The organism is Halovenus halobia (assembly GCF_051414135.1).
Lineage (GTDB): Archaea > Halobacteriota > Halobacteria > Halobacteriales > Haloarculaceae > Halovenus > Halovenus halobia.
In genome coordinates this window covers 397623-412210 of sequence record NZ_JBLKOA010000002.1, presented here as the reverse complement: position 1 = coordinate 412210, position 14588 = coordinate 397623, and the positions used below count along the sequence as shown (strand labels likewise).

Annotated in this window: 13 protein-coding genes; 5 read left to right on the top strand and 8 right to left on the bottom strand. The window is 61.5% G+C overall.

Translation table 11 applies throughout. The annotated features are described in order from the left end of the window. Positions 1-350: 350 nt before the first annotated feature. On the top strand, positions 351-1691 hold the full coding sequence (locus ACMGFM_RS09040) for an LLM class flavin-dependent oxidoreductase (protein ID WP_436902175.1): 1341 nt from the start codon (positions 351-353) through the stop codon (positions 1689-1691). Between the two features lie 31 nt (positions 1692-1722). Here ACMGFM_RS09040 and ACMGFM_RS09035 read toward each other — a convergent pair whose 3' ends face one another. Genes ACMGFM_RS09035 through ACMGFM_RS09025 form a run of 3 tightly spaced genes read right to left on the bottom strand, consistent with a single transcriptional unit; the run spans position 1723 to position 3203 of the window. Next, complete coding sequence (locus ACMGFM_RS09035) at positions 1723-2415, bottom strand: carbonic anhydrase (RefSeq protein ID WP_436902174.1); 693 nt, start codon at positions 2413-2415, stop codon at positions 1723-1725. A gap of 49 nt (positions 2416-2464) precedes the next feature. Further along, positions 2465-2998 (bottom strand): hypothetical protein, encoded by a 534-nt coding sequence (locus ACMGFM_RS09030; protein WP_436902173.1) that lies wholly within the window; start codon positions 2996-2998, stop codon positions 2465-2467. A gap of 49 nt (positions 2999-3047) precedes the next feature. Beyond that, positions 3048-3203, bottom strand: a complete 156-nt coding sequence (locus ACMGFM_RS09025) for a hypothetical protein (protein ID WP_436902172.1) — start codon at positions 3201-3203, stop codon at positions 3048-3050. A gap of 152 nt (positions 3204-3355) precedes the next feature. On the opposite strand from ACMGFM_RS09025, the gene ACMGFM_RS09020 reads away from it, so the two are divergent. Continuing rightward, positions 3356-4639, top strand: coding sequence for an MFS transporter (locus ACMGFM_RS09020; protein ID WP_436902171.1), 1284 nt, complete (start codon positions 3356-3358; stop codon positions 4637-4639). 42 nt (positions 4640-4681) lie between these two features. Then, the gene (locus ACMGFM_RS09015; RefSeq protein WP_436902170.1) at positions 4682-5701 is read left to right on the top strand and encodes an NADP-dependent oxidoreductase; all 1020 of its coding nucleotides are present in this window, start codon (positions 4682-4684) and stop codon (positions 5699-5701) included. On the opposite strand, the gene ACMGFM_RS09010 is transcribed toward ACMGFM_RS09015, so the two are convergent. Genes ACMGFM_RS09010 through ACMGFM_RS09000 form a run of 3 tightly spaced genes read right to left on the bottom strand, consistent with a single transcriptional unit; the run spans position 5677 to position 7639 of the window. Continuing rightward, complete coding sequence (locus tag ACMGFM_RS09010) at positions 5677-5961, bottom strand: hypothetical protein (RefSeq protein ID WP_436902169.1); 285 nt, start codon at positions 5959-5961, stop codon at positions 5677-5679. The two genes, ACMGFM_RS09015 and ACMGFM_RS09010, sit on opposite strands and share 25 nt — an antisense overlap. A 23-nt stretch (positions 5962-5984) precedes the next feature. Further along, positions 5985-6968 (bottom strand): phosphotransferase family protein, encoded by a 984-nt coding sequence (locus tag ACMGFM_RS09005; protein WP_436902168.1) that lies wholly within the window; start codon positions 6966-6968, stop codon positions 5985-5987. Beyond that, positions 6965-7639 carry an HAD family hydrolase gene (locus tag ACMGFM_RS09000; protein ID WP_436902167.1) on the bottom strand — a complete coding sequence of 225 codons (675 nt, stop codon included), beginning with the start codon at positions 7637-7639 and terminating at the stop codon, positions 6965-6967. Before ACMGFM_RS09000 ends, ACMGFM_RS09005 begins: the two co-directional genes overlap by 4 nt. Before the next feature lie 171 nt (positions 7640-7810). On the opposite strand from ACMGFM_RS09000, the gene ACMGFM_RS08995 reads away from it, so the two are divergent. Together ACMGFM_RS08995 and ACMGFM_RS08990 are read left to right on the top strand one after the other, a co-directional pair. Next, the gene (locus ACMGFM_RS08995) at positions 7811-9955 is read left to right on the top strand and encodes an N-6 DNA methylase (RefSeq protein ID WP_436902166.1); all 2145 of its coding nucleotides are present in this window, start codon (positions 7811-7813) and stop codon (positions 9953-9955) included. 46 nt (positions 9956-10001) lie between these two features. Beyond that, positions 10002-11009 carry an ArsA family ATPase gene (locus tag ACMGFM_RS08990; protein WP_436902165.1) on the top strand — a complete coding sequence of 336 codons (1008 nt, stop codon included), beginning with the start codon at positions 10002-10004 and terminating at the stop codon, positions 11007-11009. Positions 11010-11287: 278 nt separating this feature from the next. On the opposite strand, the gene ACMGFM_RS08985 is transcribed toward ACMGFM_RS08990, so the two are convergent. Continuing rightward, positions 11288-12982 (bottom strand): PKD domain-containing protein, encoded by a 1695-nt coding sequence (locus tag ACMGFM_RS08985; protein ID WP_436902164.1) that lies wholly within the window; start codon positions 12980-12982, stop codon positions 11288-11290. A 238-nt stretch (positions 12983-13220) separates the two neighbouring features. Further along, complete coding sequence (locus ACMGFM_RS08980; protein ID WP_436902218.1) at positions 13221-14483, bottom strand: TiaS agmantine-binding domain-containing protein; 1263 nt, start codon at positions 14481-14483, stop codon at positions 13221-13223. Positions 14484-14588: the final 105 nt, after the last annotated feature.

The window sequence follows — 14588 nt, the reverse complement described above, 5'->3', positions numbered from 1 at the left end:
GGATCTGGTGGTATTTTGACCTGAAAAAACCTGAAAGCCCCCGCCCGTTCGAGTCGGGGGGCTCGCTGCGCTCCGGTCGGTGCTTGCGTCGCCCGCCTTCCTCGAACGGGCGGCCCCTTTCAGCCCCACCCTGTAGCTTGTGACACAGGCACAGCGGGTGGGGCTGAAAGGGGCCGTTGGCTTGGTCTGTCCCGGGCGACATAAGCACCGCAACGTAGTGAGGAGCGCAACGAGTCCCGGACAGCCAAGCCAACGGGGGCTTTCTGGTTCTTCGAGTCCATCCTCACCTACCTAAATACCACCGCCGAGGCTATCGCACGCTATTTGTCCGTGGCGTCCCGCGTTGGGGTATGAGCGACCGGTTGCACCTGAATCTCTTTACGATGAACGCCGTCGAACACGTCACCGTCGGCTCGTGGCGGTATCCGGGCGACCAATCGCACCGCTACCGCGACCGCGAGTACTGGACCGAGGTCGCCCGGACGGCCGAGCGCGGCGGGTTCGATGCCATCTTCTTCGCGGACGTTCGGGGGATTTACGACGTCTACGACGACTCCCGCGAGCCAGCAATCGAGCGCGCCGTCCAGACGCCCTCGAACGACCCGGCCTATCTCGTCCCAGCGATGGCCGAGGTGACTGACGAACTCGGCTTCGCCATCACGAAATCGACCTCCTACAACCACCCGTACCAACTCGCCCGTGAGTTCTCGACGCTTGACCACCTCACTGACGGCCGAATCGCGTTCAATATCGTCACCTCCTATCTCGAATCGGCCGCGGCCAACCTCGGCCTCGACGACCGAATCGACCACGACGAGCGCTACGACCGTGCTGACGAGTTCATGGACGTCTGTTATGCGCTGTGGGAAGAGTCCTGGGAGGACGACGCCGTCGAGCGTGACCGCGAACGCGGCCGATTCTCCGACCCCGAGAAGGTCCACGCCATCGACCACGAAGGCGAGTACTTCGACGTGCCCGGCCCCCACGGCTGTGAGCCCTCGCCACAGCGCACACCCGTGTTGTATCAGGCTGGCTCCTCGGACCGTGGCCGCGAGTTCGCCGCCCGCCACGCCGAAGCCGTCTTCGTGAGCCAACCGACCGCCGAGGCAGTCGAATCCTACATCGACGACCTCCAGTCTCGGCTCCGTGACCACGGCCGCGACCCCGACAGCGTCTCGTTCTTCCCCGGACTCGTGCCAATTGTCGGCGAAACTGCCGAACTCGCCGAAGAAAAATACCAGAGCTATCTCGACGCCATCGACGTCGAGGGTGTGCTCTCGCTGTTGTCAGGCTTCGTCGACATGGACCTCTCCGAACTGGAACCTGATCAGCAACTCGAACACATCGAGACCGAGGCGATTCAGGGCGTCATCAACGCATTCACGACGAACGACGACCGCGACTGGACAGTCCGCGAAGTTGCGGAGTTCGCCGGACTCGGCACCACCTCACCAGTCGTCGTCGGCACGCCCGAGGAGGTTGCCGACGAGTTCGAGTACTGGTACCGCGATGTCGGCGTCGACGGAATCAACGTCAAGGAGGTCATCCGACCCGACACGCTCACTGATTTCGTTGACCTCGTGGTGCCCGAACTCCGCGAGCGCGGCGTCCTCGCCGACCCAGAGGGTGACACCCTCCGAGAGCGCACAACCGGCCACGGCACGCTTCCGGAGGGTCACCCGGGCCGGTGATGCTCATCACGCCCGGCTACCCGGCCGACGACTAACCCAGCAGTCGCTCGACGTGTGACCGAAAGCGGTCCGGAACCTGTCGTTCGAGCGCGTCTGTTGCAGTTTCACCGTCGACATTGACGAGATACGCTCGACCAGGGACATCACCGTAGATGCCCTGAAAATCGTACACGAATCCGAACAGCGAAACGTCGGCTGGAATATCGGTCTGGCTCTGCAGAAAGTCGATCTGTGCGTCCACGTTGTACTCGACAAGTTGGTTCACCAGCGACACCTCGCGGTCTGGGTCGACGCGGGCATCTGCCAGCCCACTCTCGATGACGGGCGCCAGCAGGTCGACCCATTTTCCGACACCCGCCGGCGTCTCCGCGTCACTCTCCTGCAGCGCGTCCAGCGCGGCGCTGATCGCACCACACCCAGTATGACCGACAATCAGCATCACCTTTGTTCCGGTGTACTCGATTGGGTAGAGCACACTTCCGTCGACAACTCGCTCGCCGTCGTGGGAATCCCAGACCTGATTGCCAATCGTGCTTGGCGTGAACAGCCAGCCCGGTTCCTGTACGTCCCACATTGCCTCCTGAGAGACCCGCGAATCCGCACAACAGACCGAGACTGCCGCTGGCTCCTGTCGCTGCTCGACAGCCTCGAAGAAACTGGCAGGCAGCGAGTCCGCGTGCCGAGCGTTGCGTTCGAGCACGTCGGCCAGACTCGTCGTTGGCATACCTTCACACTATTTCGATGGGCTGTAAACGCTGTGGCTCCGCGGGCAGTCACTCTCCGCGCATCACTTGCCTGCGCTTGAGGACATACGCAAAAAAGACGAACGTATTGATGAACCAGAACACTGAGCCGATGGTCCAGGCGATGTGTGGCGACCACTCGCTGTTTGCCGCAACGTGTTCGGTATCGCGGTAGATCAGGAACGGAAAGGCAACTGGCGAGATGAGCAGTAAGAGGCCGGTTACGGCCGTTGGTAGAATATGGAAACCAGTCGTAAGCCCGAACAAGACCAGCGTCCAGAGACCACCGACACCGAGTACGCCGTAGTAGTAATCCGGGTTCGTCTCCGGCTCTTTCGTGGTTTGCTCGACGTTTCGAGTGCGTGTCTGTGTACTCGACTCGGTGTCGAGTTTGCTGGCGCTGACAACTCGGGTGCCAGTCTCGTCGCGAACAACCGCGGCAGTCCCGTCGTTCATCACGACTTCCGGGCCATCACTGCCCGCCTCGCCGTCGGGAATCGTCGGCACCTCGCCGCTGCCGGTGGCCGGGTGTGGTCGTGCTGATTCCGCCGCAACCTTGGGCACCCACTGCCCGTCGATGACGAACAGCGCGCTCCGAAAAACCCGGTTTTCGTTACGGCTCGTGGCCCATCGTCACGTCGCCGAGACCGCTATGACACTCCGCACAGCGGTAACTTCGCACCAATCCGTCCGCAAGTTCTTCGACCGCGTCGCCGCCACAATCGCAGTCGTTGACCTGCGATGGGGCCTGTGATCGCTTCCACTCCATACCTCTACGGAGTTCCCGAGACACTAAACACTGTTGTGTCCTGTGTTGACAGGACTTCCATTGGTAGTTTAAACTGGCTGAAAACCGTCCACCGATAATAACTGCGCGCTCAGATGGAAACCTTTTCACGCGCACCCGGGAGAGTACAGACAATGGGCTACTGGTCGTCGGCGCGGGGGCGTCGCTGGATACTCTGGGGGCTGCTGGCAGCCTCCTACCTGCTCGTAAACACCTACCGGCTGTCGACGGCTGTCGTCGCCGAGGAGTTGATGACTGCCTTCGAGATTGCCGGCGCACAACTGGGGACGCTGCACGCCAGTTTCTTTTTCGTTTACGCGCTGATGCAGATTCCGACCGGCGTGCTCGTCGACTCGGTTGGGCCGCGACGAACGGCCGCTGTCGGTGGAATTGGAACGAACATCGGGGCGGTGGTGTTCGCGCTGGCTGGGAGCTACCCGGTGGCCTTCGCGGGCCGGTTTCTGATCGGACTCAGCGGCAGCGTCATCTTCGTCGCAATTTTGCGCTTCTGTGCGAGTTGGTACACCGCCGACGAGTTCGGAACGATGAACGGCGTGAGCTTCGCTGTCGCGGGCGCTGGCGGAATTGTTGCGACGACGCCGTTCGCGCTGCTTGTCGGTGCGGCCGGGTGGCGGACCTCTGTGCTCTTGCTCGCTATTGCCGGCTTCGGACTGGCAATTTCGGTGTACGTCTTCGTCCGAGATTCGCCCGAACGGGCAGGGCTGGAGGCAATCGAGGGCGTGCCCGAACCACCTCGCCCCTCCGCGAGCGAGAGCTGGGACTTTCTGAAAGCCGTGGTTCGTGACCGGCTGACGTGGGTGGTCTTTGTTATCCTCTTCTGTACCGGCGGGGTGAACCTCACGCTGTTTGGTCTGTGGGGGATCCCCTACGTCCGGCAGGTCTACGGAACGAGTGTCACTGTCGCCTCCCTGTTCACGCTCGTCGGCGGCGTCGGCGCGGTAATCGGTCCGCCGTTTTTCGGCTGGCTGTCGGACCGCACCGGCCTCCGGACCGAGATTGTCGTCGGCGGCGGCGTCGTCTACACGGCTGTCCTCGCACTTATCGCCGTTCTCGGCGACCCGCCGCTGCCGGTTATTGCCATCGCCTTCTTCCTGACTGGCGGGTTGTTGGGCGCGTTCGTCCTCACCTACCCGCTCATCAAGGAGCGCAACCCCGACCGGGCCAGCGGTATCGCCCTCGGGACAATCAACGGTGCGTCGTTCCTCGGCGCAGCGGTGTTCCCCTCTGCAATGGGACTCATTCTCGATTCGTACTGGACCGGTGAACTCGCCGGCGGTGCCCGCGTCTACACCACGACGGGCTACCGTGTGGCGTTTGGCTTGGCCGCTGTGGCGGGGGGACTCGCGTTGTGTTGTGCGCTCTGGCTGCACGTTGTCGATGACGGACAGGTTGCCTGAGCAATTCCAAACTATATTCCCGGCCCCGAGTGAATGGAGGGTATGGCTGAGACACACCACGTCTACAAGCTGGCAGACCGTCCGCGAGGCACACCGACCGAAGACGCCTTCGAGTATGCCGAAGAAGAGATTCCAGAACCGGGTCCCGGCGAGGCACTCGTCCGCACTATCTACATGTCCGTCGACCCCTACATGCGCGACCGGATGCGCGACACCGAGTCCTACGCCGAACCGTGGGATGTCGGCGAACCGCTGCACTGCGCTGTCGTCGGTGAAGTCGTCGAGAGCAACGGCGCTGGCTTCGAGGCCGGCGATGTCGTTACCGGCGAACTCGACTGGGCCGAGTACGCCACCGCACCCGCGGCCGAACTCACCCAGATTGACCCGAACCGCGGCCCACTGTCGGCCTACCTGGGCGTGCTCGGCATGCCCGGCAACACCGCTTACTTCGGCGTCAACGACGTTGCCCAGCCACAGGCTGGCGATACCTTCGTCGTCACCGGCGCGGCCGGCGCTGTCGGCTCCGTCGCAGGCCAGATTGCCAAGCTCAACGGCGCTCGCGTCGTCGGATTCGCAGGCTCCGACCAGAAGGTCCAGTTCCTCGAAGATGATCTTGGCTTCGACGTCGGAATCAACTACAAGGAAGTCGATGATTACGGCGCAGCACTCCGAGACGCAGCACCACACGGCGTCGACTCCTACTTCGACAACGTTGGCGGCCCGATTACCGACGCTGTGTTCAACCACCTCAACGTCGACGCCAGCGTCGCAATCTGTGGGCAGATTTCGCTGTACAACGCGACCGAACTCCCGACCGGTCCGCGGAAACTGATGAACCTCATTCAGACCCGCGCGACTGTCGAGGGCTTCCTCGTCAGCGACTTCAGCGAACGGTTCGACCAGTCTGCCAAACAGCTCGGGCAGTGGGTTGCAAACGACACAATCCAGTACCGAGAGACGGTCACTGAGGGGCTCGAAAACGCGCCCGACGCCTTCCTCGGTCTGTTCGAGGGCGACAACATCGGCAAGCAACTCGTTCAGGTCTCCGAGTACGAGGGGTAATCGCCAGCGTCCGGGCTCGGTCGTTCGGCTGGCTGCTGGCCCGTAGCCGCCGGCTCGCGTCCGAGCGGTCTGTCCCAACAATCGTTCCAGCGAGCAGTTCGCTGGGTTGCTGTTTCTGTGGGGTGAACAGGATTGTGAGCAGCGTCAGCGGCGCAACTCCGTAATCCCGCGGCCGTAGCAGGTACTTCACCGCCAGTGACCTTTTCTGTGTCGTCAGCGTGAACTGCGTCGAACACGCCCAGCGACAACCACCGGTCCATGCACCGCAGCCAAAAATACTGTCTTATCTGTCTGTCTCCGCCAGCGCCCGGCGCAACGCCTCGCGGTGGAATTCGACAGCAGCCTCGCGGTCGACGGGCGGATACTTCGGATTTGTCACCTGCCCGCGAGAGTCGACAGCGGTGCTGGCAATGGCGGTCACTCTGTGTGCAGCCGCGGGCGCTGGAACGTCCCGAACCGTCTCGTAGCCCCGCCGGAATGCAGTTCGGAGTCTCTCAGCACGCTCACGCGGCACGTACCAGTCTGCGATCAGGTACTCGGCTTTGGCGTAGGACAGCGCGGGGTCGGCTGCGAGCGGTCCCTCCCAGTCGAGCACTGCGGCCAGTTCGGCCTCGTTGACGAGCGCGTTGCCCGGCCGGAAGTCCCACGGAAAGAGCCGCGGCGTCGGTCGGTCTGTCGGTGGATGCGCAACGAGAGACCGGAGCTGCGGTTTGAGGCCGTCGAACTCCTCGGGCAGTCGGGTAACAGCGGCCTCGCCGAGCCGGGTAAACCACCCCTGGGGACCCTGGGTTGAACTGCCCGCCACGAGTTCGAGTCCGCCGCCAACCTGGCTTGTGTCGGGAACGACGCTCAACTCCCCATCGATGACTGACAGTGAACCAGACTGGTCGAAGACGAAAGCCTCGTGCAGTTGAGCTAAGCCGTTACCGAACTGCTTGGCCAGCGAGTCCTGCTGCGCTGTGGAGTGGTCGACGAACCCGACGTGCAGGTCCTCGCCCGGTATGTACGGCGTGACCAGCCAGCCGTTGTTGCTCGACAGCGGCCGAGCAACGGGGATCGTGGTGCGGTCGGCAATCTCGCCAAGCAGCCGTGCTTCTGTCTGAATCGTCTTGCTGTCGGCCGCGCGCTGGACAACAACGGGGTCAGCGTCCGCGAAGCGAACGACGGTCGTCTCTTTGCGATTGCCGCGGTCGAGCGCTGTCGTGCCCGTCACTGTTGCCGCCGGGCGCACGTCGCCGAGAATGCTGTCGAGGTTCTGGTCGTTCATTCGTCGAGAATAGCACCAAGTTCATCGAGCGAGTTGATGGTGTACTCTGGACGGTACCTGCCGGCGTCCTCGTCGCCGCAAAGCCACGCGACCGGGAGGCCAGCATTTTGTGCGCCGGCAACGTCGTAGGCCAGCGAATCGCCAACGTACAGCGTCTGGTCTGGGCGCACACCGAGTGCGTCGAGCATTTGCTCGAACGGGTCGACGTGGGGTTTCCGCCGGTCAAGATCACCGGCGTAGACGATTGTTTCGACTGTTTCATCGAGGGCGAGCGCCAAAATCTTCGACTCCTGACGGCTTTGGGGGCCGTTCGTGAGAATCCCAACCGCGCCGTTTGCCTGTGCCCGTTCGAGCGCCTGCGCCGCGCCTGGCAACAGTTCGACGTTGGTGTGGTCGATGACATCGCTGAGCGCGGCGGCGAGTGCGAGCGGGTCGACCTCCGAGCGGCCGTACTGCGCTGCAACGCGGGCGAACCCAGCACCGAGATAGCCGAGTCGGTCGTCAGGGTCCGGCGGCCCCTCGAGCACTGCCCAGAGTTCGTCAGGCTGGCCGAAGGGCTCGACGCCGACCTGCTCGAAGGCAGCTTCGTATAGTGCCGTCGTGTCGTGGGTGTTCCGACAGAGTGTGTTGTCGAGGTCGAAGACGACGGCATCGAACCGTGACACGACCATAGCTTGGCCGGGACAGCAAAAGCAGTTGTGCCTGTCTCACTCTTGGTCTCCCTCGAAGGCAGCGCCAGTGCTGGACTCTGGGAGCGATACCTCGGCCACCCTTTAGTTGATTCATAACGCCTGCGGTCGGTAGCGATAGCTACATCATTCCGGCCCCGTAGTGTAGCACACGTGACACCGGCGCTCGACGTTAGCGCACTCGACCGGACGAGCGACCGCTACGAGCGCTTCGTCGAGCAGGCCCGCGAACAACTGGATACTGACGACCAACTCCGCGCCGCCCGCGACCGCTGGCGACGGTATCTCACTGAGAGCCACGGCGACCTGTCCGGTGACGGCAGCGAACATTTCCTCGACTCGCTGTACGTCGAGTACGTCGTTGCCGGACTCATCGATAGCGTCGAGCAAGCGTACGACGTGACTGTTACGAACCGTGACCCGCAAACGAACAGCGGTCGCAAGCCCGTCGCGCCCCCAGCGTGTCGCCAACAGATTGCCGACGACGCTGGAATTGCCCTTCCCAACTTGTCTGCCGAAACACTCCAGAGCCTCGACGTTGGCGCGCTCAGGACGCTGTACGAACGAATTATCACCCGAGAGATGCGGCTGGCGCTGGGTGAGTACTACACACCGCGTGGCCTCGCCGAACTCGCCGTCGAGTCGTTGTCTGCTGACGAGTCAGAAGCCTCGTACCTCGACCCGGGCTGTGGCTCCGGGGTCTTTCTGTGGGTCTGTCTCGAACGGAAACGGAGAGCGCTGGCTGACCGCTCGCCCGCAGCTGTCGTCGAGCACGCCACCGAGTCTGTCCTTGGAATCGACACCAATCCCGTCGCAGTCCTGACCAGCAAGCTGAGTTATCTGCTCGCCCTCGGTGACTGCCTGCAGGCCGTCGACCAGATTGAACTCCCGGTGTTCTGTACCGACGCGCTTGGCCTCTCCCGCGACAGGCCGCTCAGCTACCGCGGCCAACCATTCCAGCCAACAGTGGACAATCTCGTTGGGAATCCGCCGTGGCTTACGTGGGACCGACTGGACGAGGAACTCAAACACTCCCTGCGTGAGCGTGATGTCGAGCGACTGGGACTGTTGCCACACGACGGCGCGTCTTCGCGGCTCGGACACAGCAACGACGACCTGTCCGTGCCATTTGTCTGGGTCTGTCTCGACCGCTATCTCGACACCAACGGCGCGGCGAGTGTCGTCCTGAAGCGAGACCTCCTCACCGGGCCGGCGGGCGCTGTCCTCCGACGACTCAGCGCTGGTGACCGCTCGCTCGCCGTCGAGCAGATCCACGACTTCGCAGGGCTGGCTCCGTTTGGGGGACAGGTCGGTGCTGACGCCGCAGTCTATACACTTCGCGCGGACAGCGACTCATCGTTTCCCGTCGAGACGACCATCTGGACTGAGGATGGCAACCCAGCGTTCGATAGCCTCTCGGCGATGACGGATACGCTCGCCCGGACGACCACCAGCGTCGCCCCACTGGACCCGGAAGACCAGGCCGCAGCGTGGGTTCGCACCGACGGCGACCACGGTGCAGTCGGCCAGTGCGCTCACGAAATTCGCCACGGCGTCAAAGACGACGCCGAGGCGGTATTTGGACTCGACCGCGACCAACTCGACCACCTGGAGCCTGACCGCGTGTTTCCATACCTCAAATCTCGTCATATCGTCAAGTACGGCCTGTTCGGTCACGACCTCAGGCTGGTCCCCGTGGAGAAAGCTGACGAGGACAACGAGGCCCACCTGCGCGAGCACACTCCCGCCACCTACGAGTATCTCGACAACCACCGCGAGCAACTGGCTGACCGCGCCTCGTCGTGGCTCGACAGCGGCCGATTCTACAATATCTTCGGCGTCGGCGAGTACACGTGGGCACCGTACAAGGTGGTCTGGTGCCGCCTCGGATTCAAGCCACACTTTGCCGTCGTCTCCACGGTTTCGGACCCCGTGCTCGGCGAGAAACTCGTCGTCCCCGGCGACCACTGTATGTTCATTAGCCTCGACAACGAGCGGGACGCACACGCACTCTGTGCACTGTTGAACTCCGCGGTCTACCAGCGCTCGTTGCGTGAGATTGCCGGTGACGGGAAATCCAGTCTCTCGAAAGCGGTGGTTTCAGAACTCGAACTCCCCCTTATCGACGACATTCCTGACGCCGACCGCCTCGCAGCCCTCTCGAAGCGTGCTCACGAGGTCGTCCCGAACTACACCGACCGGAGCAAGCGGGCGTACAACAAACTCAGTATCGAGGAACTGGCACCGATTCAGGCCGAAATCGACCGCCTCGCGGAAGCGATGGTCGCCGAACGGTAACAACGGTTTCGACGGGTACACAACCGACCAGCGCATAGCGCCGCGTATGAACGTCGATGTCGAGCCAGTCGAGGATGTTCCCGTCGATGACGCCGCCGTCCCGACCGGTATCGATGCCGCCGAGTACATTCTCTACGGTGGGAAAGGCGGCGTCGGAAAGACGACGATGGCTGCCGCGACTGCGCTCGCGAGCGCCCGCGACGACACTCCGACGCTGGTAGTTTCAACCGACCCGGCCCACTCGCTGTCGGACACGCTGGCGGTCGATGTCCCGAGCGAACCGGCACAGGTCCGTGACGATATGCCACTCTATGCTGCCGAAATCGACCCCGAGGCTGCCCTGCAAGATGGCCCCTTCGGCGGCGAGGCGAACCCACTCGCGGGGATGCTCGGCGACGGCCCGGACCCACTCGGCGGGTCGATGCCGGGGTCCGACGAAGCCGCAGCCATTCGACTCCTCTTGGAGTATCTCGATGACCCACGATTCGAGCGCGTCGTCGTCGACACCGCGCCGACCGGACACACGCTGCGCCTGCTGGAACTGCCGGAGATGCTCGACTCGATGGCCGGCAAAATACTCACGATGCGCGAGAAGATGAGCGGGCTAGTTGGGGGGCTGTTCGGCGATGACGACGAGGACGCCGAGGCGAGCCTTCGGGAGTTCTCCGAACAGATCGAGCGCCTTCGTGACCTGCTTCGGGACCCGGCACGCACGGACTTCCGCGTCGTGATGGTGCCCGAGGAACTGAGCGTTCAGGAGTCGAAACGACTGCTCGACCGTCTCGACGGCTTCGGTATCCCCGTCGGCACAGTCGTCGTCAACCGAGTGATGCAGGACCCGACGGAAGTTGCCGACATCGACCCTGAATGGGTCGTTGCGCCGAATCACACCGACTGTGACTTCTGTGCCCGCCGCTGGGAGGTCCAGCAGGAGGCACTCGCTGCCTCCCAAGAACTCTTCCGGGGCCACACGGTCCGGCGTGTTCCGCTGTTCGCCGAGGAGGTCCACGGCGAGCGCCTTCTTCGGGTGGTTGCAGCCTGTCTCGCCGAGTGACTGGTCGGCAAGACAGTTCCCAAATCTGGTGAAACAAAGACAGTCTGCTGATATTACTGCCAGTTACTGTACAAGATGTTGAGGCTGAGTTCAATATGTGGCTCCCTGCGGTGAGATACTCTCGCCAGTACTACTCGTCTCGTTTCGTCGTGCGGTCAGCGGGCTGAGTTATACTCTCACTCCACGACTGGTCAATATGCGCCCTCTATTCAGGAATGTTGGAATCACCCGGCCTGTTGCTGTCACATGCAGAATGCTGAATAGAGACACTTAATTCGTCATTCTGAGCTCTGCTCGTCACCAAGCCGACGCTTCAACATGTATAGCGATCCACCGATACCAGCAAGCCCACTTCCGATTCCAAATCCTGGCCCAGATTCGTCAGTTGTGTTGCTGTCGGACCCATCACCGCTAGTCTGTTCTTCGTCCGATTCGTCAGTTCCACCAGCCTGCACAGTGATTTGGTTTCGAGTTTCACTGCTCAAATCATCGCTATCAACGACAGTGAGTGTGACCCAAAACTCGCCCGAGGAGTCATACGTATAGGTTACCTCCTGTCCCGTCGTTTCTACGGAACCGTCCCCCGTGAGGTCCCATTCGTACGTCGAAATCGACCCGTCAGGGTCTGAGGAGCCACCAGCAGAGAAGGTAACTTCTTGGCCGACTTCCGGCTCAGACGGTGAGACTGACATCCGTGCTTCCGGTGGCTCGCTCATCTCCGTGACTGTCACAGTACGAGTAATGTCATCAGTTACACCCTCATCGTCTGTGACAGTCAGCGAAACCGTGTATTCCCCGGAATTAGTGTACAGATAAGACGCAGTTTCTCCTGTTTCATCAACTGACCCGTCTCCCGAGAGATACCATTCGTACGTCGAGATCGACCCGTCGGGGTCCGAGGAGCCACCAGCAGAGAAGGTGACCTCTTGGCCGACTTCCGGCTCAGACGGAGAGATTGATATCTGTGCTTCTGGTGGCTCGTTCATTTCAGTGACTGTCACAGTTTGGGTAGCACTATCAGTAGCACCATCGTCGTCTGTGACAGTGAGAGAAACCGTGTATTCTCCCGGGGTGTTGTAGTTGTAGGACGCAGTCTCCCCTGTTTCATCGACTGAACCGTCTTCCGTGAAGTCCCACTCGTACGACTGGACGCGTCCATCAGGGTCACTCGATGTCGATGCATCGAATGACACTGTGTCTCCGGCCTCTGGATTATTCTGAGAGACCGAGAACGATGCAGAGGGAGTGTCGTTGGGTACCGACTTGTCTATACTCGTTTGATACAGTGTCCCATCTCCCAAAAGCCACAGGCGGTTGTCAAGATACCCATAATCATAGATTGTCTGGGCGTTCGGGTAATCGTAAGTCGCTACCGTAGTTCTAGTTGATGTATCATATTGCTGTATCTGACCCGAGTCCGTATGACCAATCCATAAGTAATCACCATCGTATGCTAAAGCGAATACTGAACCGCTAACACTAATCGAACTTTCAATACCGAGGGTATCGGGGTCAACCTCCCAAATTCTGCCCTCTTCACCACCGACCCACACGACAGTATTATCTTCGTCAGTGGCGACAGATTGGATTATCTGTGGCATGTCTCGTTCAGTCGGTTCTTTGTCAGAGCCGAATTCTGCTTTTCTTAAATCATAATTCGAACTCCAGTACACGTGTGTACTGTTTATCCCGATTCCATTGATCGTCGGAGGATATGTCCCGTCTTCGTACTGAAGCGGGCCGTCACTTGAACCGTCCAGATACACATAGTATACTTCGCCATCTGGAAAACTAGCAGCAAAAGCTGACGAACCGTCAACTACTGTTGCTCCTAGCCCTCTGGCACCATCCTGCGGAAGGGTTATCTCAGAGATAACATCTGTGTCCGCCCGTCCGGAGGTGCTAGCTTGATGTACTATTACTGGTACTGCTGATGACATGATTCCGGCTTTTATCAAGCTTCTTCGGCGCATACACACCATAAGTTGACATACGTAATTAATGGCACCGACTACTAGTGTTTACAATAGTGAATTTCCTCATACCGAACACGGATCTGGGTTCGCATATAAACGCTAGAGATGGTCTCTACTGATTCTTTTTTATCAGCACCAGAAACCGCAGCGACCGACACGTGCCTTCCATCTTCCACGGCACATTCTGACAAAATCACGAGGGAACTGTTTCGGTAGCTCCGACACGGGCCAAGGCTCACCGTTCGGGATTGGTTGACCCGTCGAATCCACCCCGGACCAGCGGTTTGGCGATGTGCCGGCGCGCGACCGGCGGCACCTCGTACCAGCCCAGTTCGATGTCGCGCTCGAGTGCTCGCTTGACTTTCTCCGGCGCACTCGTTGCACAGTCTCGACAGCGATAGCCCGCGTTCGCGCCTGCTGACTTCATCGACCGGCCGCAGTCGGGGCAGTCCGGCGTGACGCGCTCCGACTCGACGCGCTCACGCAGTGCGAACTTCTCCAGTTTCAGCGTGCCGTCCGAGACTTCGCCGCAGGCGGTGATTCTGTCGCCCGGACGGAGCGCTCGCACGCGGTCACGGAAGCGTTTCGTCGGCTCGAACGCCGCGGCTTGGAGTCGCTCGTCGTCTTCGAGTTCGAGAAAGACGTGGCCGCCCTCGCGTGTTTCCGGCGCTGATGCGACGGTCGCAGTCAGGCGGTAGCTGTGGCCGTCCTGTACGTTCGCGACCCGTCCGGCCTGAAGATGCGCGTCGGTGCCCTGGTTGGTGACGAACAGGTGCCGGGACGCAACGGCTTCGCTCTCGATTTGCTCGGCCACCGAGCGGACAGCGTCGGGGTCGTCGCCCCTGATACCGTGCAAGATCGGACACGGCGTTCGGGGGACGCAGACCGCCGTCTCCTCGACGCGGTCGACCGTGTCCCAGACGGCCGGATACCCATTCTCGGCGGCCGCAAACACCGAGTCGTGACCGACCGCTCGCTCGCTCCCCCATCGCTCGCGCTCTCGGTAGGAGATACACTCGTAGGTCCACTCCTCGAAGGCTGTCCACGCCCCAACGGCCGCGAGCGCGCCGATTCGGCCTCGGCCACCCGCTCGTGTCGCCGAACGATATCCGGACTCCGCAATCAGTGTTCGCGCGTCGGCGAGGTCGTGACGCGTCTGGACGGCATCGACGGCGAATTCGGCAACTGACTTGGGGACAGCATCGGGCGAACAGTCGGCCACGACGGCCCCCGGACTCGTCTGGTCGTCTTCCGTCGCCGCGCGGTCGAGCACCTCGTCGACAATTTCGTGTGCGCTAGCTGGGTCGATGTCGCAGTGGACGGCGACGGCAGCGTTCCCTCGGGTCTTGTGTTCGACGGCAGGATTCAGGCGGACGAGCAGCGTGCGCTCGACAGTCGCGCCAGCGTCTCGGAGCAGTCCCGCGAGTTCAGCGCCGAGATAGGTCGTACACATCCCGAGTGTTCGGGAGTCGGTGTCGTCGATGCCGACGATGGTCACGGGCAGCGTTACTTCGGCCGCAATAAAACGGCTTTCGGAGAAACCGCCCGAATTGGCCCCGATAGCGCCACAACTCATATAAGGTGTGGCTAGCTAACCTCGGAT